The following is a 19,593-nucleotide window of genomic DNA, read 5'->3' as shown; positions in this document are numbered from 1 at the left end:
TGCATGGCTTACGATTGGTTAAAAGGAGTCGCTGATGAATATGACGTCATTGTTATCGGCAGCGGTTTGGGTGGCTTGACCGGGGCAAACGTCCTCGCGAAGGCCGGCCATCGCGTGCTCCTGCTCGAACACCATTACCAATTCGGCGGGCTCGCCACCTGGTTCACGCGCAAGGGCGGGCACATTTTCGACATCTCGCTCCACGGCTTCCCCTCCGGCATGATCAAATCCTGCCGCCGCTACTGGACGCGGGAAATCGCCGACTCCATCGAGCAACTCAAGGACGTGCGCTTCGTGAATCCGCAAATGGACGTGTGGACGACATTCACCCGCGAGGACTACACGCGCGTGCTCGTCGAGCAGTTCAAGCTCCCGCGCGCCCAGGTGGAGGCGTTCTACGACCACCTGCGCGCGATGAATTACTACGACAACAACACCGAGACGACCGGCCAAATGTTCGAGCGCTTCTTCCCCGGACGCCCCGACGTGCACCGCCTTCTCATGGAGCCGATCTCCTACGCCAACGGCTCCAACTTCGACGACCCCGCGATCACCTACGGCATCGTCTTCTCGAATTTCATGGGCGCGGGCGTGTTCACCTTTCGCGGCGGCTCCGATCTGCTCATCAAAAAAATGTGCGACGAACTCCGCAAAAACGGAGTCGAGCTGCGCAAAAAAGTTCTCGTCGAAAAAATCCTCGTCGAGGAAACAACCGGCGCGGACGGCGTGACGCGCAAAACCGCCCGCGGCATCGTCGCCTCCAGCGGCCGCGTCATCCGCGCCAAGGCCGTCCTCTCCAACGCCAACATCCACAACACCATCTTCAAGCTCGCGGGCGCGGAAAACTTCCCCGCCGATTTTGTCGCGCAGGCCCGCGCCGTGCGCATCAACACGAGCTCGTGCCAGGTGTATCTCGGCATTCGCAAGGGCGAAACGATTCCGCGCATCGGCGACCTTATCTTCACGTCCGACGAGCCCGAATACGACAGCGCCGCGCTCACCGACCTGCGCACGACCAGCCGCACCTTTTCCGTCTATTATCCCGAAACGCGCCCCCATGCGCCCGAGCCCCGCCACACCGTCGTCGCCTCGCTCAACGGCCGCTATCCCGACTGGGAAAAAATGGACGACGCCACTTACGAGGAAAACAAAACGCGCCTCATCGACGAGGCCATCACCGCGCTCGAACGCTTCATCCCCGGCGTGCGCGAAAAGATCGACTGGACCGAGGCCGCCACGCCGCGCACGGTCGAGCGCTACACGCGGCATTACCAGGGCGCGTCGTTCGGCACGAAATTCGAGGGGTTGCCCGTCTCGATGAATCTCGGCGAAAAACTCCCCGGCCTTTATCACGCCGGCAGCGTTGGCATCATCATGTCCGGCTGGCTCGGCACGATCAACTACGGCGTGATCACCGCCAATAAAATCGACAGCTACCTGCACGGGTTGAAAAAATAGGCAAGGCAAACGCGCAACCGCGGGTTTGGTGCTCACGCATCGCGCCGTCACCGCATGGGGGCGGGGCAGGGGAGCCGCCCTGCTTGGAAAAATAAAAAAAACATTTTGCCATAATTTTGACAACAGCGTGATTGCGCGCGGGTTGCGCGGCGCGGCACCATGCCTTTTTCATGCGCCGCAAAAAACAGCCGCTTGACACTAAAACCAAAAATTGCAACGTGCGTTTCAAACAACCGTTTCAAATGACCGATAGAAACAAAAACCACGCAGCCGAGGCCGAGCGCGACACCAAGTCGCGCATTCTCGACGTCGCCGAGCGCATGATCGCGGGGCGCGGGGTCCAGCAGGTTTCCATTCGCGAGATCACCCAGGAGGCGGGGGTCAACCTCGCCGCGATCAATTACCACTTCGGCTCCAAGGAACGGCTCATCGCCGAGGTGCTCGCGCACCGCATCACCGCCCTCAACGACGAGCGCATGGCGCTGCTCAAGGAGGTGGAAGCCGCGGCGGGCGACCGCGCGCCGACAGTCGAGGCGATCCTTGAGGCCGCGATCCGTCCGCTGCTGCACACCGACCAGGACGAGCGCAACAAATACGCGCACACCGCCAAGATGATCAGCCGCTTTTTTCTCGATCCCGACGACGAGATCACCTCGTTTCTCACGCCGTTTATCCTTCCGTTCAAGGATCGCATTTTGAAAATGCTCGCCCGCGCGCTGCCCGACATGAACAAGGATGAGCTGGAATGGCGCACCGTCCAGGTGTTCGCCATACTGCACCACCACATGCTTTTCGCCGACCTGCGCTGCCACAAGCTCGGCAAAAACCTCAGCGTGAAAAAGGAGCTGCGCCGCCTGCTGACGTTCTGCTCGGCGGGCATGAGGGCGTCGCTCGACGGCGCGTGCGCGCATTAGGCGGACGCTTGTTTCAAACGCCGTTTATGCGCCAAGCGCGACCGTCCGGCACCCACGTTGACCATCCATGTTTTTTTTACTGCGAAACGGAACATCTCCCACCAAAAAACCAACAAACATCCACTTTTAATCCTACAATGAAGCCTAGCAAAAACTCCCGAGACGGACGCTCCGTTTCCCGTGTCATCCTTCCGCTCCTTGCGACGCTCGTCGCCACGGCATTCGCCGCGGGCTGCTCAAAGAAAGCCCAGCAGGGCGGACGTCAGATGGCCGCCTTGGAAGTCGGCGTTTACACAGTCAAGGCGGAGCCGGTCACGCTCACGCGCAAACTGCCCGGCCGCACATCCGCCTACCGCGTCGCCGAGGTGCGCGCCCGCGTCAATGGTATCGTGCAAAAGCGCCTCTTCAACGAGGGCTCCGAGGTCAAGGAGGGCCAGCAACTCTACCAGATCGATGACGCGCCCTACGTGGCCACGCTCGAAAGCGCCAAGGCGACTCTCGCCCGCGCGCAGGCCAGCCTCGTTTCCTCGCAGGCGATGGCAGATCGCTACTCGGAACTGATCAAGACCAACTCGGTCAGCAAGCAGGACTACGACAACGTCGTCGCGCAGGCCAAGGCCGCCGTCGCCGACGTCAAGGCCGCCGAGGCCGCGGTCACAAACGCCGAGATCAATCTTTCCTACACGAAAGTGTATTCGCCGATCACCGGCCGCATCGGAAAATCCGAGGTCACCGAGGGCGCCTATGTGCAGGCGGCCACGGCCACGCTTCTGGCGACCGTGCAGCAGCTCGACCCGATCTACGTGGACATCACCCAGCCGGCGGGCCAGGCGCTCCAGCTTGAGGAATATCGCGAGGCGGGCCTCCTCCAGGCTCCGAAAGAGGGCTTCGACAAGGCGATCCTCCACATGTTCACCGGAAAGCAATACGGCAAGACCGGCAAAATCCAGTTCGCCGACATTTCCGTGAACCCCTCGACATCGTCGATCATGATGCGCGCTGAATTTGCCAACACCACCAAGGGCGGCGTGCCCGAGTTGCTGCCGGGCCTGTTTGTCCACGTTGAGATCGTCGAGGGCGTCGCGCCCCAGGCGATCCTCGTTCCCCAGCAAGGCGTCTCGCGCAACACCAAGGGGCAGCCCATCGCCTACGTCGTCGCCAAGGGCAAGGACGGCGGCGACACCGTCGAGCTGCGCGTCCTCAAGGCCGACCGCACCATCGGCGCCAAGTGGCTCATCACCGATGGCATCAAGGCCGGCGAGCAAGTCGTCGTCGAGGGGCTCCAATACATCCGCCAGCCCGGCATTCCGGTCAAGCCCAGGCCCGCCGGCCAGACGCCCGGCTCCATGCCCATCGAATAATCACCGCGCGAGCGCGCAGCAATTCACACCGTTTTCCAAACCTCCGAGGAGGATTCTCTCATGGCCAAATTTTTTATCGACCGCCCCGTGTTCGCATGGGTTATCGCTATCTTCATGATGCTGGCGGGCCTGTTGTCCATCAACACGCTTTCCGTCTCGCAATATCCCGACGTCTCGCCGCCCGCGATCTCGATCAGCGCGATGTATCCCGGCGCCTCCGCAAAAACCGTGCAGGACAGCGTCGCCCAGATCATCGAGCAACAGATGACCGGCATCGACAACATGCGCTACATGGAATCGACGAGCAACAGCGACGGCTCGCTCTCGATGACCATCACCTTCGAGGTCGGCACCGATCCCGACATCGCGCAAATGCAGGTGCAAAACAAGATGCAGCTCGCCCTCCCGCTCCTGCCCGACGAAGTGCAGGACCAGGGCGTGACCGTGCAAAAAGCCACGCGCAACTTCCTCATGATGGTGTCCTTCTACTCGACGGACAACTCCATGTCGGACTCCGACATCGCCGACTATGTCGAGACGCAGGTGCGCGACCCGCTCAGCCGCGTGGCCGGCGTCGGCGACGTCATGTTCTTCGGCGCCAAGTATGCCATGCGCATCTGGGTCAATCCGCACGCCCTCACCAACTACAACATGAGCATATCCGAGGTGCTCGCCGCCATCTCGGCGCAAAACGCCCAGGTCTCCGTCGGCGAGCTCAGCGGCACGCCCTCGCCCAAGGGCCAGCGCCTCACCGCCACCATCACCGCGCAGACCTACCTCACCACCGCCGAGGAATTTGAAAACATCATGGTGCGCGTCAACCCCGACGGCTCGCAAGTGCTCCTCAAGGACGTCGCCCGCATCGAGAAGGACAAGCAGAGCTACTACTTCGAGGCTCGCTACAAGGGCCAGCCCTCCGCCGGTTGCGGCATCAAGCTCGCCTCCGGAGCGAACGCGCTCGCCACCTCCGACCGCATCCACGCCGAGGTCGAGAACCTCTCCAAGTTTTTCCCGCCCAGCCTCGCCGCCATCTACCCGATGGACACCGCGCCCTTCGTGCGCATCTCGATCGAGGAGGTCGTCAAGACCCTCATCGAGGCGATCGTGCTCGTGTTCCTCGTCATGTTCCTCTTCCTGCAAAACATCCGCGCCACGATCATCCCCACGATCGCCGTGCCCGTGGTTTTGCTCGGCACGTTCGCCGTGCTCTCGATCTTCGGGTTCACCATCAACACGCTCACCATGTTCGGCCTCGTGCTCGCCATCGGCCTGCTGGTTGACGACGCCATCGTCGTCGTCGAAAACGTCGAGCGCGTCATGTCCGAGGAAGGATTGTCGCCGAAGGAGGCGACGAAAAAATCAATGGGCCAGATCACCGGCGCGCTCGTCGGCATCGCCATGGTGCTCGCCGCGGTGTTCACCCCGATGGCGTTCTTCGGCGGATCGACCGGCGTCATTTACCGGCAGTTCTCGATCACCATCGCCTCGGCCATGATCCTCTCGGTGGTCATCGCCATCGTGCTCACGCCCGCCCTCTGCGCCACCATGCTCAAGCCCGTCAAGGCCGGAGCCCACGGCGAAAAGAAGCGCGGCTTCTTCGGCTGGTTCAACAAGGTCTTCGACCGCAGCACCAACGGCTACGAACGCAGCGTCGCGGGCTTCGTCAAGCGCCCCCTGCGCGTCATGCTCATCTACGTCGGCATCACCGTCGCCATGGGGCTCATCTTCGTGCGCCTCCCGAAATCATTCCTTCCCTCGGAAGACCAGGGTTACGCCGTCATGCAGGCCATCCTGCCCCCCGGCTCCACCCAGGAGCAGACCGTTAACGTGCTCAAGGAGGTGGAACGCTACTTCCTCGAGGAGGAAAAGGACGCCGTCGAAACCATCTTCACCATTTGCGGCTTCAGCTTCGGCGGCCGCGGCCAGAACGCCTCCCTCGGCTTCATCAAGCTGTATGACTGGGACGAGCGCCTGGACAGCAGCTTCTCCGCCAAGGTGCGCAAACTCTTCGGCATAAAGAGCGACAAAAAAGACAACAGCGTTGACGCCGTCGTCGGCCGCGCCATGGCGCACTTCAGCAAGATCAAAGTCGCGCTCACCTTCGCCTTCACGCCCCCCGCCATCGCCGAGCTCGGCGTTGCCGGCGGCTTCGAAATGCGACTCCTCGACCGCGAGGGCATGGGGCACGACGCGCTCACCGCCGCGCGCCAGCAACTCATCTATTCCGCTAACATGGATCCCGCCTACAACCAGAATCTGGCCGCGGTGCGCCTCAACGGCATGGACGACACCCCGCAATTCCACCTCAACATTGACCTCGAAAAAGTCAGCGCCCTCGGCCTCTCCATCGCCGAGGTGAACCAGACCCTCTCCATCGGCTGGGCCTCGCGCTACATCGGCGACTTTATCGACCGCGGACGCGTCAAGAAAATCTACATCCAGGGCGACGCCCCATACCGCATGATGCCCGAGGACATCGGCCTCTGGTATGCGCGCAACAACAAGGGTGAAATGGTGCCCTTCTCGGACTTCACCACCACCCACTGGGAATACGGCTCCACCGCGCTCGACCGCTTCAACGGCTTTCCCTCCGTCACCATCCAGGGCAGCGAATTCCCCGGGAAAAGCACCGGCCTCGCCATGGACACCATGGAGCAAATCGTAAGCGAAAAACTCCCCGCCGGCGTCAGCGTCGCCTGGAGCGGACTCTCCTACGAGGAAAAGCAGTCCGGCGCGCAAGCCGGCCCGCTCTACGCCATCTCGCTCATCGTCGTGTTCCTCTGTCTTGCCGCGCTCTATGAAAGCTGGACGGTGCCCATCTCAGTCATCCTCGTCGTGCCGCTCGGCCTCATCGGCGCCGTGCTCGCCGTCTGGTCGCGCAACATGACCAACGACGTTTATTTCCAAGTCGGCATGATCACCACCGTCGGCCTCTCTTGTAAGAACGCGATTCTGATCGTCGAATTTGCGAAGGACGCCTTTGACGAGGGCATGGGGCTGCTCGAGGCCACCGTGCACGCCGCCAAGCTCCGCTTGCGCCCGATTCTGATGACCTCGCTCGCCTTCGGCTGCGGCGTCGTTCCGCTCGCCATCTCCACCGGCGCGGGCGCCGGCTCGCAAAACGCCATCGGCACCAGCGTGCTCGGCGGCGTCATCACCGGCACCGTCCTCGCCCTCTTCTTCGTCCCGGTGCTCTTCGTCGTCGTTACGAAACTATTCCGCAGCAAACCGAACAAAATCGGATAAACGAACAAAGAATTAACCACGGAGCGCGCGGGGAAACATGAATAAAAACAACGTCCGCCTCCGTGCTCCCCAGTGAACTCCGTGGTTAAAAAACAAACCAATTTTAAATTCAAAAATTTTCCAGAACTCTCAATGAAGACAAAAACTTTAACCCTTGGCGCCATCGCGCTGGTGCTCCTCGCCGGTTGCACCATGGCTCCGAAATACGAGCAACCGCCCATGCCCGTCGAGGCCGCCTACGCGGGCGCGACCGACGAACCCGCAGCGGTGAAGGACATCGCGTGGCAGGATTTCTTCGGCGATCCGCGCCTCAAGGCGATCATCAACCTCACGCTCGAAAACAACCGCGACCTGCGCGTCGCCGCCCTCCGCGTCGAGCAGGCCGCCGCGCAATACCGCATTGAGCGCGCCGCGCTCCTGCCCACCGTCGCCGGCTCGGGCGGCTACACCCGCTCGCGCACGCCCGCGGAGTTCTCCATGACCAGGCAGCCCTCCACCGGCAACCAGTTCACCGTCGGCGTCGGCATCGCGTCCTACGAACTCGATTTCTTCGGACGCGTCCGCAGCCTCAAGGACGCCGCGCTTGAAAACTACCTCGCCACCGAGGAGGCGCGCCGCAGCGCCGAGATCACGCTCATCGCCGGCGTCGCCTCGCAATACCTCGCCGAGCGCGCGCTCGACGAGCAACTCGCCATCGCCGAGGACACGCTCAAAACCGTCGAAGGCTCATACGACCTCATCAAAAAAATGTATGACGGCGAAGTCGTTTCCGAACTCGACCTGAAGACCGCCGAGACGCAAGTCCACAGCACGCGCGCCAGCGTGGCCGACATCAAGCGCCAGCTCGCGCAAGCCCGCAACGCGCTCGTGCTCCTCGTCGGCGCGCCGCTCCCCGCCGACCTCCCCGCGCCGCTCCCGCTCGGACGGCAGGGCATCATCGCCGAGCTTCCCGCCGGCGTGCCCTCCGACCTGCTCACGCGCCGCCCCGACATCCTCCAGGCCGAGCATACGCTCCGCGGCGCCAACGCCAGCATCGGCGCCGCGCGCGCCGCGTTCTTCCCATCGATCTCGCTCACCGGCAACGGCGGCTTCGGCAGCGTCGAACTCGACAACCTCTTCAAAAGCGACTCCTTCATGTGGAGCTTCGCGCCGAGCATAAACGTGCCCATCTTCACCGGCGGACGCCTCAAGGCCAACCTCGCCGTCACCGAGGCCAACCAGAAAATCATGCTCGCGCAGTATGAAAAAACGATCCAGACGGCCTTCAAGGAAGTGTCCGACGCGCTCGTGGCGCGCACGACCTACGTCGATCAGATCAAGGCGCAGGAACTCCGCGTCGCCTCGGAGCAACGCCGCTACGACCTTTCCGACACCCGCTACAAGCAGGGCGTTGACAGCTACCTCACCGTGCTGACCGCGCAGCAAGGCCTCTTCTCCGCGCAGCAAGGCCTCGTGCAGGCCCGCCTCGCGCAACTGGCCAACTACGTCACGCTCTACAAATCCCTCGGCGGCGGCTGGGTCCAGGAGCAGCAACAATAACAATTAACAATTTTTTGAGTTTTCGTTTTCGGATTCGGGGCGTATAAAACGCTTGCGGAAATCCCACGGCGCGGAAGCGCCAAATCGAAAATCCAAAATCGAAAATTCCCACATGAGCACAAATCTACAAAACACATTGCGAATGCTGCGCGAGTGCCAGTCGCGCTCCGCGCGCGAGCAGCAGATCCTCTCGGGCCGCGATTGGTTGTTCGCCACCGCCCTTGTGCAGTTTATCTCGGCGCTGTTTCCCATTTACCGGTGCATCAACTACGCCATGGCCATAACGGACATCAATCCGGCCGTGGAAAAAGACCTCGGCATGGCCATCGGCATGGTTGTCGTCGGCACGGTGCTCGCGATCCTGTGGGGATGGGGCAAATACGCGCCGTTCCGCGCCTCCGTTACCGCGCTTGTGTTTTATGTGACCCTCCAGGTGCTCATCGGCATCTTTTATCCGCTGCACATGTTCGACGGCATCGTGCCCAAGGTCCTCATCATGCTCGGCCTGATAATCGCCGTGCGCACGGGCTACCGCCGCCGCCACTCGGGTTGAGCAAGAAAGCGCCGAAACACAAACACCGAAACCGCCATGAACACCAAAGACTCTGACATTCTTTACACTGAAACGCCCGACCGCACACCCGACGCGGGCCCGACCCGGCGCGGCGGCACCGCCGTGTGGTTCTGGACCATCGTGGCCGGCCTCGCCGCCATCGTCCTCACGGTTGCGGGCATGCAAGTGGAGGGCTGCAAACCTTGGGCCTGGATGCCTGCGGTGGCGCTGGGCGCGCCCTGCGTCTACGGCATCTGGTGCATTTACCGGAGCTATCGCGACCGGGTGGACGCGCCCAAGTCGCACAACGTGCTCGCGGGCGAGCTCGGCTTCGACCTGCTCGCCACCTGCCGCGGCGTCGCCGCCACGGCGTTTTTTGTGCCCGACTCGCTGGTGCGCTCGGGCTCGACGACATTCTTTCTCTTCCTCGAAAACTACCGCTCGCGCCAAAGCGTGGTGACCGTGCGCCTCGGCCACCTTCCCGACATCGGACGCCCCAAGGCCACCTACACGAAGTTCCACCTCGCGGCGGGACAGGCCGCGGTTTACGCGATGCCCGTGCGCACGAACGCCAACATTCTCACGGGCTTTCATCGCCTTTCCGTGCAAATCACGGTCGAGAAACCCACGGGTTTCGGGCAAAAACTCTCCGGCACGCGCATGCGCATTCCCAGCATGAGAAAACTGCGCATGGCCGTGCCCTTCGAGCTCGCCGCCGGCCGCCCCGAGGAAACCAACCAGCAAGCCGAGCTTCCCAAGCCGCGCTACGTCTCGCTCGCCTCAATCAGCGAAAAAGAGCCGACCATCGAGCGCCTGCACGAACTGGTTGAAAAAGCGTGAGGGATTTTCCCTTGTTTGTTTTTCGGCGCAACGCGGACTGTGTTGCGCCATCTTTCGGCTAGCGCAGCGCGGATTTTTGCGCCACGGTGTGCGGCATGTTTAATCCTGTTGAAAAACTGAAAGAGTTCATTCGTTGCGCGAGTATTTCCACGGATTCGTCCGCCAAGGCCGGCATGGCGGCGGCGCGCGATCTGGTGGTCGACCTGCTGAAATCGTCCGGCTTCAAGGTCGATGTGGTTTCGATTCCCACGGGAGTGCATCCCGTTATTTGCGCGCACCGCGGCGGCGACGAAAGCTGGCCGCACGTGATTGTTTACGGGCACTACGATGTGCAACCCGCCGATCCGCTCAACCTGTGGGAGAGTCCGGCGTTTGAGCCGGAGATTCGCGGCGGGCGCATCTACGGGCGCGGCGCGGCGGACAACAAGGGGCCGCTGCTCGTGCACATCGCGGCGATCACAAAACTGCTTGAGCGCGAGCCGAACCTGCCGCTGCAAATCACTTTTGTCATCGAGGGCGAGGAGGAGATGGGCAGCCCGAGCTTCCTGCCGTTTCTTGAGCAATACAAGGACCGTCTCGGCAAGGCCGACTGCGTGATTTTGTCCGACACGGGCAGTCCCCGCGAGGACCAGCTCGTCGTGACGTGCGGATTGCGAGGATTGATGCTGCTCGACCTGATTGTGACGGGGCCGAAAATGGACCTCCATTCGGGGCTTCACGGCGGTGTGTTGAGAAATCCAATACAGGCGCTGACCGAGGTGTGCGCGTCGCTGCACTCGCCCGACGGACGCGTGAACGTGCCCGGCTTTTACGACGACGTGCTGCCCGTCGAGCAGTGGGAGCGCGACGAACTGACGAAGTTCGGGCAAAGCGAGGAGGAATACCGCGAGTTCCTCGGCATTCCGGCGTTTCATCCGGCGAAGGATTACACACCGTTCGAGGCCACGCGCTACGGACCCACGCTTGAGTTCAACGGCATCGGCGGCGGTTACCAGGGCGAGGGCACGAAGACGGTCATCCCGAGCAAGGCGTTTGTGAAGATTAGCTGCCGCTTGGTTTCCAATCAGGACCCGGTGAAAATCCGCGAGCTGGTTTACAACACGATCAAGGAGCGCATGCCGAAGGATGTGACGTTCGAGCTGGTCAACCAGCACGACGCGCAGGCCTATGTCGTGGTGCCGCCCGACCGGAGCAACACGCCAAAGGACCAGTCGCCGGTGCTTGCGCGCGCGTTTCGCGCAACCGACTCGGCGGTGAAAGAGGTGTTCGGCAACGCGCCGCTGTATTTGCGCGAGGGCGGCAGCGTGCCGATCATCGCGGACATCAAGCGCGTGCTCGGCCTCGACTCAATGATGCTCGGACTGTTCCTGCCCGAGGACAATCTGCACGCGCCGAACGAGAGCTTCCACCTCGGCGTGATGGAAAAGGGCATTCTGGCAGTGGAAAAGGTTTACGAAAAAATCGCGCGCGGATGAACGCGTTTTTTCAAAAAACGTGGTTCGTTGAAAGTGGCACAGACATTCCTGTCTGTGCCGTGATTTGCGCGAATTCTCCGCACAGACAGGAATGTCTGTGCTACCTTGGCTAAGCCATGCCGACCGAACCCGGTTTATCATCGCAGTCAGTTCCGTCCCCGTCGCGGCACAACGCGGGGCAGGAGTTGATCGAGGACATCCTCCGCGTGATGCTCGAATGCGAGTATCAAAATCACGCGCCGTCGGGCGAGCACCTGGCGGGCGTTTCGGGGATTCCCTTGCAGGATGTCTTGCGCGCGCTGGGCAAGGCGCGCGAGGCCGGGCTGGTGACGGTTTCCGAATCGGGCAACTGGACGCTTGCGCCGCAGGGGCGCGAAATTGGCCTGCTCATCATGCGCGCGCACCGGTTGACGGAAACGCGGCTTGCCCGTCAATCGGGCGTCAAGCCCGAGCGCTGGCACGAGATTGCGCACGAGGAGGAGCACCAGCTTTCGCGCGACGAGGTCAACCGCCTTTCGGACCAGCTGGACAATCCCCGCTTCGATCCGCACGGCGATCCCATCCCGACCCGCGAGGGCACCTGGCCGGCGCACAAGGGGCAGTCGCTGCTGGCGTTTCACCCGGGCGATTGCGGAGTGATCGAGCACGTCGAGGACGAACCGCCGGCCTTGTTTTCGCGACTGGTCGAGGCGGGCGTTTATGCCGGAATGCGTTTCTCCCTGTTGGAAACAAACGCCGCCGCCTGCCGGCTTTCCGTCGAGGCGCGCGAGATATCGCTTCCATCCGAACTCGCCACAATGATCCGCGCGCGCCCGCCGGTTGCCGCGGACGAGCGCGTGCCCGAGGGCGCGCGCCGGCTCTCCGATCTCACCATTGGCAAAAGCGCGGACGTGCTGCTTTTGCTGCCCGGCTGCATCGGCGTGGAGCGCTCGCGGCTGCTCGACCTCGGCTTCGTGCCCGGCAGCCGGATCGAATACGCTATGCAAAGCCCGTTTCACGGGCCGGCGGCGTTCAGTGTGCGCGGCACGTTAATCGCGCTCCGCCGCGAGCAGGCGGAGCAGGTCTTGATTTGTCCGCTGCCCGAAAACGCCACTGCGGCGCAAAATTAGAATCATTTCTCCCGATGTCCGACGCCTGTCCCCCGTCCTCCTGCTCAACTTGCCCCTCCGCTCCGCGCGAAGGGCTGGAGCGGCTCGGCGTGCGCATCGACCAGTGGGATTGTGTCATCGCGCTCGCGGGAAATCCGAACACCGGCAAGAGCACCGTCTTCAACAGCCTCACTGGATTGCGCCAGCACACCGGCAACTGGCCCGGCAAGACAATCGCGCGCGCCGAGGGCGGTTTTTCCTATCAGGGCAAACGCTACAAAATCGTCGATCTGCCCGGCACGTATTCACTGCGCTCGGCGAGTCCCGACGAAACCGTTGCGCGCGAATTTATTTTGTTCGGCCAGCCCGATGTTTCGGTGATCGTGGTCGACGCATCCTCGCTCGAGCGAAACCTCAATCTCGTTTTGCAGGTGTTGCAGATCACCGACAAGGCCGTGCTCTGCCTGAACCTCATGGACGAGGCGCGCGCCAACAATCTTGTGATCGACGCGCGCCGCCTTTCCGCCGACCTCGGCATCCCCGTCGTGCCGTGCGCGGCGAGGCGAGGGGAGGGGATCGACAAATTGCTCGCCGAAATCCACGCCGTCGCCACGGGCGCTGTGGTGTGCAAACCCCGCCGCCTTCAACTCGATGTGCCCGGCCTCCGCGACGCGCTTCCGCTCATCGTGGAGCGCTTGGAAAAAGCATTTCCCGCGCTCGCGCATCCCGACTGGATCGCGTTGCGCCTGCTCGAGGGAGACCGCTCCATTGCCGACTTGGTGCGAAGCGGGCGCATCGGCACGCTCGCCGGTGATCACGCCGCCACCGCGAACTCAGGCTCCGAATCCGCCGCCAATTCGCCCGCTGCGGACAATCCCGAAGGCGTGTCGATTGTCGAGACGGCCCTGCACATGCGCTGGAAGCTGCCATCAAATTATCGCGACCGGCTCACCGAGGCCATTTACGCGGAGTCCTCGCGCATCGTTTCGCGCTCGGTCGCGCGCAAGGGCGCGTCGCGCCGCGTCGATTTGCAAAACAAACTCGACGCGCTCCTCACCGGGCCGTGGACGGGTTTCCCGATCATGGGCCTGGCATTCGCCGTCGTTTTGTGGATCACAATCAGCGGGGCGAATGTTCCCAGTGAATTGCTCAACGACCTGCTGCTCGGCAAAATCTATCCCGTTCTGCACGACCAGGCGCACGCGCACCTCTGGCCGTGGCTGGCGGGGCTGATGATCGACGGCGTTTACCTTGCCGCCGCGTGGGTGATCAGCGTGATGCTGCCGCCGATGGCGATCTTCTTTCCACTGTTCACAATACTGGAGGATTTCGGATACCTGCCGCGCGTGGCGTTCAATCTCGACCGGCTTTTCCAGCGCGTCGGCGCGCACGGCAAACAATCGCTCACCATGGCGATGGGATACGGTTGCAACGCCGCCGGAATCATCGCCGCGCGCGTGATCGACTCTCCTCGCGAACGCCTGATCGCAATCATCACGAACAATTTTGCCATCTGCAACGGACGCTGGCCCACGCAAATCCTCATCGCCACGATTTTCCTCGGCGCGCTTGCACCCGCCGCGCTCGCGGGCGTGACGGCCACGCTCGCGGTTTTCATGATCGCGGTGCTCGGTTTCGCGCTGACGCTGCTCACCTCGTGGGCGCTCAGCCGCACGGTGCTGCGAGGCGAGGCGTCCACGTTCAGCCTGGAGCTGCCGCCGTATCGTCCGCCGAATATTTTGCGCACGCTCTACACGTCGCTCATTGACCGCACGCTCTTTGTCCTGTGGCGCGCCATCGTGTTTGCGGCGCCGGCGGGCGCGGTCATCTGGCTTGTTGCCAACGTCACCATCGGCGGCACCAGCCTCGCCGGGTGGATTGTCGGCGGCCTTGATCCGCTCGCGTGGTTCATCGGGCTCAACGGCGTCATTCTGCTCGCTTACATTATCGCGATACCCGCCAACGAAATCGTCATCCCCACAGTCCTGATGTTGACGGTGCTGCTGACCGGCCACGCCGTGCCCGGAAGCGAAGCCGGCGTGATTTTTGAAACCGACAACGCCAGTGTGAAAACGCTCCTGACCCAGGGTGGCTGGACGCTCCTCACGGGAATAAACCTGATGCTTTTCAGCCTCTGCCACAACCCCTGCAGCACGACGATCTACACAATCTACAAGGAAACGCGTTCGGCCAAATGGACGGCGCTGGCGACCTTCATGCCCATCGCCATCGGCGTCGCCCTTTGCAGCCTGATCGCGTTTGTATGGCGCATGGCCGCCGGATGATTGAACGAATCTTGTGCCGCAAACACGGTCGTCGGCTCGAACGTGTGGCTGATGCAATCGATGCCCGCCAACAGCATCGCCTACTACCAAGGCGACGCCGCCTCAGTCATCCGCCCGCGTAACACAAAGGAAACGATTTTGGAGTAGGTTTCAGGATTGGGCGGTTTGATGCGGGGCAGCCTCAACGAGGCGCAATGTGAGAGCCCGGAGCATCGCTCCGGGTTGTTGAGACAAACATACCAAGCCCTGAAGGGGCGAAACCACGCTCAATCCCATACATAACGTTCATCATATTGAATTTCGTATTTGTTCAACAACCGCCGGTATTCCTCTTGAAATGTCACCGTGCGATGATGCTCCGCTTGGTTGCCAATGTATGACTCCAGGGCTGCGCGGTGGCTCGGGCTGACCGAGAACATCCTGTATCCGCCTTGCCAATGAAAATTTGAATAACGTGTGCCTTGCGTTTTCAGCCACTTTGACGAACCCGTTTTAATCTCCTCAACCAATCTGGCGGGTGAGGAAGTTCGCGGATGCGCGAGCAACAAATGAATATGATCCGCAACCGATCCCGCCTTGAGCAAAGCCCCCCTGTGGTTTTCTGCAATGCCTCCAATATAGGCGTGAAGCTCATCCCGAATATCATCCGCAAGCAGGCGTTCCCGATTTTTTGTCGAAAACACCAAATGCACGAGGATTTGGGCGAGCGATTGTGGCATGACAATTACGCCCTTTCAGGGCTTAAAAAATAACACGTTCAAAGTTCCCAAGGCGGTGCCTTGGGCTATCACATTATGCCCCGTTGGGGCCAAGCCCGGGCCAAATTGAAGTTTTATCCAAATATCACGGATACGCTCCAACAGTTCCTTCCAATAAAGTCCGCCGCCCATATTTTTAAGGAAGTCGTCATTCATGGCGAAGCCCTTTTGCAAATACTCATGCAGCACCTGCGTGGCCCATTGGCGAAATTGCGTGCCGCGCAGACAGCGCACGCGGTAGCCGACTGACAAAATGGCCTCCAAGTTGTAATGCTCCATTTCGCGAGTCACCTGTCTTTTGCCCTCCTGACTAACTATCCGGAATTTCCGGATAGTTGCCTCCCGAAGCAGTTCTCCTTCGTCGAAGATATTGATCAAGTGCTCGTTAATGGTCCGCACGTCTTTCTGAAACAGATCCGCCATCTGCGCTTGTGTGAGCAAAATGGTTTCATTTTCCATGCGAACGGAGATTTTTGTCAGTCCGTCCTCGGTTTGGTAAATGATGATTTCCGAATTTCCGGGATTCATGGGGTTATTCGCACTGGATGTATCATACTGGAGCTTGTATTCAAAAAACATACTATCTTCCAGTCAAGTAATCATAAAGACAGAATAATTTTCTATAATAAGTGCTATATTTGTCATCGAATGCTTTGCCTATATTTTCACTCAAAAATTCAGCCAATTTGATCAAATCAATTCTTTCATCGTTTAAATGAGGAACATACATAGCTATTTTCTCAGGAGAAAAGGTTTCTAGTATTTCTTTAAAAGATTTTCCATGCAACTCCCGAAGCGCGGCCTTTTGATAGATCATTGTTTTAAATGAATCACGAGTGGCCGCGGCTAATCGTTGAATAGGTTGTTCAAACGAAGGAATTCTATCACTCATATTAGCATCTTTTAACAGATGAAATACTGGTATATAATTTTTACCGTTATCTAAAGCAGGAATTGCCTGCCTCAGTGTTTTTTCGGGATCGAGATTTTTCTTTTTTCCTAAAACATATTCAAATATGTCACGCAATGAAATACCACGATACCCCCTATCGCCTAATTGATTTTTCACAACACCTAACCCAACAACAAATTCAACATTTTTCTTGTTCTTAATTTCGTCTATATCCAACAAACATAGCCTTTCCGATGGTTCCTTGGAAGTTACAATTTCATATATTTGACTTTTGCAAAAACGAAGAACTTGGGCAGGAAGCTTCAGTTTCGTTTGGGATATTGATGAATATAGTAATTCGAAATTGTCACTAACTATATGAGTTATCGGCAAATGGGTTTCCTCAACTACAAGGATGGTTTTTGATATACTTGGGTCTCGTCCTTCCTTGACCCGTTGAACAAAAATTAGATTTTTTTGAATCTTGGAAATTTCATCGGAACCTAATCCTAAAAGTATTGATTTAAGCAAATCTATTATATTAGGGTCGCTGACAGAATATCCTAAAAAAATTACAGGATGCTCAACAAATATTGTAATCAATTTTGCCGCTAGATATGCTTGGCGATCTTTGAATTTTTTGTAATCATCATCAGTCAAAACAAGACTATTGGGACATGAACAACATCCATGTATTTTATAAATTTCTCCTATGTTCTGCGGTGTTTGTGTAACTATTGATTGCTGTCCTATGTAAATTTTGTAATCGCTAAAAAGATATTCTAATAAATTATCCCAATTTGTAGTTATTATTCCCTCTACATTGAGGGAACGAAAACCCTGAAGTTCATCTACCAACTGTTGGTCTTTAGCTATGCGAGTCTGCGTTCGCAACATGTCCGATATGGCTATTTTTAGCGGAGAACTGCTTGATATTATTTCGTTTTTGTATCCCTCCCTCATTTTTTCACAGGACGGGTCTTTCCACCAAAAATCAGCATAGTCTTTCGCTATCAAAGATGCGCAAAGAGGCAGTTTGGAATCAGCTTGGGAGTAATAAAATTCATAGGGCTGGGGTAGTTTGGCTGAGAATTGTCGTAATAAATCATCCCAAGAAGGAGTTCTAAGATAACGACGGCTGAAACCGGAGCCTATGAAAAGAAACGGTGATCGGTTGTGGTTACTTAATATTTGTGCAAGTTGTGCTTCTGAACTCATAAAAAATATAATTCTACTCGCCCCAGACGCGGGCGATGGTGGATTGGATTGCCCTTTCCTCTGAATTGATCTCAGATTTCAAACGTTCTATTTTATTTAGATGCTCGTTGACCTCCGCAACGATCTCCTTCTGCACCTCCAGCGGCGGCAAGGGGATTTGAAGTTCGGAGAATTTGGATTTGGAAATTTCAGCAAATGTGCCTCCCGTCGCCCACGCCTTCATTGTGGGAACTAATTTTGTCAAGGCAAACGCGACATATTCCGGTATAGCGCGCGATGAATCCTCAACGACAATATTTTTAAATCCCTGATTTGTTGCAATTGGAATACGGTTGATAGCGATTCGCCCGATAGTGGCCCGTGTGGAAACAACAATAGAGTTTTTGGGAATCAGCTTAGCAGCTGATTCCTTTAAGCCTTTTTCTGAGATCGTTCGTTGAGTGCCGTCGATTTCAGAAACGAAATCATCCGCCGGAAGATCAACAAGGGTTGCCCAAGGGATGCCGCCATTCCAATAACTCTCCACCCCAGATTTTGGAGTGCCGCCGCTTTCGATTCTAAACAGTCCTGCATCTCCCAATAAAACGGAGGGGAATCCGTGGTTAAATACCCCGCCCTTCCTATACCTCTCCCCGCTCAAATTATAATCTCCATTGGCGGCGATTTTTCCCTTGGGAATGATGAGTGCAGTGGTGAGTTCCAATTCCTCGACAGGTGTTTTGGAACGGATGGCGGCGAGGTAGGTTTCGATGTCAGCCTGAACTTTTGGGAGATCGTTTTTGTCGATGGGGCGACGTTGCGCGCCGAGGCCGTAGCCATCGTTTTCGACCTTGAAGAAGGCAATGGTGCTGGCGTTTTTTGCGAGGCCGCGGTCGAGGATGAGGATGGAGGTTTTGACGCCGGAATAGGGGTTGAAGCAGCCGGCGGGCAGCGAAACGACTGCGACAAGGCTGTTTTCGACGAGCATCTTGCGCAATTCCTTGTAGGCGGTCTGGCTTTGGAAGATAATGCCCTCGGGCACGATGATGCCGGCGCGTCCACCGGGATTCAGGTGCTCGGCCATGTAGTCCACAAAGAGAACTTCACTGCGCTTGGCCTGAATGGAGAAGCGTTTGTGCGGCTTGATGCCGCCCTTGGGCGACATGAAGGGCGGGTTGGCAAGGATAACGTCGGCATAATCGTTCCATCGCTCCTCCTGCGTGAGCGTGTCGTATTCGTAAATATGCGGGGCGCTGAAACCGTGGAGGTAGAGGTTGACGAGGGAGAGGCGCACCATGTCGGGCGAAATATCGTAGCCCGTGAAATTGCGGGCAAGGCGGGCGCGTTCGTCTGGCGTGAGCTTGGTGCGACCCTTGGAGTCGGTGTTGGCGCGGAGTATGTGCTTGTAGGCGGAGATGAGGAAGCCGGCGGTGCCGCAGGCGGGGTCGAGCACGGTTTCGTGCTTTTGGGGTTTTATTATTTCGACAATGAAGTCGATGATATGGCGCGGGGTGCGGAACTGTCCGGCGTCGCCCTGCGAGCCGAGGACGGAGAGGAGGTATTCGAAGGCATCGCCGAGGCGCTCGCTGTGGTCGTAGGCGAATTCGTTGATGACCTTGAGAAAGCTTTTGAGTGTTTCGGGGTCGCGGTAGGGCAGATAGGCATTTTTGAAGATGTCTCGAAAGAGCGGCGGCAGGCCGGCGTTTTCGGTCATCTTGGTGATACCCTCGGCGTAAAGGTTGAGCGTTTCGTGTCCGCCGAGCCCGGCGCGCATGAGCTTGGCCCAACCGTAACGGGCGTAAACGCCGGTGAAGAATTTGCGTCTGCCGCCGAGCTCCTCGGACTCGGCATCCATGTCGTCCATGAACTTGTAGATGAGGGCGATGGTGATTGATAACGTCCGGAATCTTGCGCACATTTTTTAAAGCTATAGCAGCGGGGGACTACTCCCGATGAACCAAAAAACTGAAAACCCAGATGAAGGCGG

14 protein-coding genes and 1 pseudogene are annotated in these 19,593 nt (G+C 58.7%); 11 read left to right on the top strand and 4 right to left on the bottom strand.

Annotation, left to right across the window (positions count from 1 at the left end; genetic code table 11):
* Nucleotides 1-3 precede the first annotated feature (3 nt).
* The 11 genes from M2103_RS08485 (at nt 4) to M2103_RS08435 (ending at nt 14,906) form a co-directional block, all read left to right on the top strand.
* Nucleotides 4-1,458, top strand: coding sequence for an NAD(P)/FAD-dependent oxidoreductase (locus M2103_RS08485; RefSeq protein ID WP_277509951.1), 1,455 nt, complete (start codon nt 4-6; stop codon nt 1,456-1,458).
* Between the two features lie 242 nt (nt 1,459-1,700).
* Nucleotides 1,701-2,372, top strand: coding sequence for a TetR/AcrR family transcriptional regulator (locus M2103_RS08480; RefSeq protein ID WP_277509949.1), 672 nt, complete (start codon nt 1,701-1,703; stop codon nt 2,370-2,372).
* Between the two features lie 137 nt (nt 2,373-2,509).
* Nucleotides 2,510-3,733: an efflux RND transporter periplasmic adaptor subunit gene (locus M2103_RS08475; RefSeq protein ID WP_277509947.1), complete on the top strand. Its 1,224-nt coding sequence runs from the start codon at nt 2,510-2,512 to the stop codon at nt 3,731-3,733.
* Nucleotides 3,734-3,793: 60 nt separating this feature from the next.
* Nucleotides 3,794-6,979, top strand: coding sequence for an efflux RND transporter permease subunit (locus M2103_RS08470; protein ID WP_277509946.1), 3,186 nt, complete (start codon nt 3,794-3,796; stop codon nt 6,977-6,979).
* 132 nt (nt 6,980-7,111) lie between these two features.
* Nucleotides 7,112-8,518, top strand: a complete 1,407-nt coding sequence (locus M2103_RS08465; RefSeq protein ID WP_277509944.1) for an efflux transporter outer membrane subunit — start codon at nt 7,112-7,114, stop codon at nt 8,516-8,518.
* A 112-nt stretch (nt 8,519-8,630) separates the two neighbouring features.
* Entirely contained in the window at nt 8,631-9,071 is a 441-nt protein-coding gene (locus M2103_RS08460) for a hypothetical protein (protein ID WP_277509942.1), read from the top strand.
* 36 nt (nt 9,072-9,107) lie between these two features.
* Complete coding sequence (locus tag M2103_RS08455) at nt 9,108-9,911, top strand: hypothetical protein (protein ID WP_277509940.1); 804 nt, start codon at nt 9,108-9,110, stop codon at nt 9,909-9,911.
* A 95-nt stretch (nt 9,912-10,006) separates the two neighbouring features.
* Nucleotides 10,007-11,386: a M20/M25/M40 family metallo-hydrolase gene (locus M2103_RS08450; RefSeq protein WP_277509939.1), complete on the top strand. Its 1,380-nt coding sequence runs from the start codon at nt 10,007-10,009 to the stop codon at nt 11,384-11,386.
* A 116-nt stretch (nt 11,387-11,502) separates the two neighbouring features.
* Nucleotides 11,503-12,495 (top strand): FeoA domain-containing protein, encoded by a 993-nt coding sequence (locus M2103_RS08445; protein WP_277509937.1) that lies wholly within the window; start codon nt 11,503-11,505, stop codon nt 12,493-12,495.
* Nucleotides 12,496-12,509: 14 nt separating this feature from the next.
* Nucleotides 12,510-14,759: a ferrous iron transport protein B gene (gene feoB, locus M2103_RS08440; RefSeq protein WP_277509936.1), complete on the top strand. Its 2,250-nt coding sequence runs from the start codon at nt 12,510-12,512 to the stop codon at nt 14,757-14,759.
* The gene (locus tag M2103_RS08435; protein WP_277509935.1) at nt 14,760-14,906 is read left to right on the top strand and encodes a hypothetical protein; all 147 of its coding nucleotides are present in this window, start codon (nt 14,760-14,762) and stop codon (nt 14,904-14,906) included. It abuts the gene before it with no gap.
* A 119-nt stretch (nt 14,907-15,025) separates the two neighbouring features.
* On the opposite strand, the gene tnpA is transcribed toward M2103_RS08435, so the two are convergent.
* The 4 genes and pseudogenes from tnpA to M2103_RS08415 form a co-directional block, all read right to left on the bottom strand.
* Nucleotides 15,026-15,478, bottom strand: a complete 453-nt coding sequence (gene tnpA, locus M2103_RS08430; RefSeq protein WP_277509932.1) for an IS200/IS605 family transposase — start codon at nt 15,476-15,478, stop codon at nt 15,026-15,028.
* Between the two features lie 120 nt (nt 15,479-15,598).
* Nucleotides 15,599-16,045 (bottom strand): annotated as a pseudogene (gene rhuM, locus M2103_RS08425) (RhuM family protein); the annotation flags it as partial.
* Nucleotides 16,046-16,097: 52 nt separating this feature from the next.
* Nucleotides 16,098-17,627, bottom strand: coding sequence for an SIR2 family protein (locus M2103_RS08420; RefSeq protein ID WP_277509929.1), 1,530 nt, complete (start codon nt 17,625-17,627; stop codon nt 16,098-16,100).
* Nucleotides 17,628-17,640: 13 nt separating this feature from the next.
* On the bottom strand, nt 17,641-19,524 hold the full coding sequence (locus M2103_RS08415) for an N-6 DNA methylase (RefSeq protein ID WP_277509928.1): 1,884 nt from the start codon (nt 19,522-19,524) through the stop codon (nt 17,641-17,643).
* Nucleotides 19,525-19,593: the final 69 nt, after the last annotated feature.

Origin of the sequence: Ereboglobus sp. PH5-5, from assembly GCF_029504805.1 — a bacterium.
Taxonomy (GTDB): Bacteria; Verrucomicrobiota; Verrucomicrobiia; order Opitutales; family Opitutaceae; genus Ereboglobus.
This window is presented reverse-complemented; position numbering and strand designations above follow the sequence as displayed.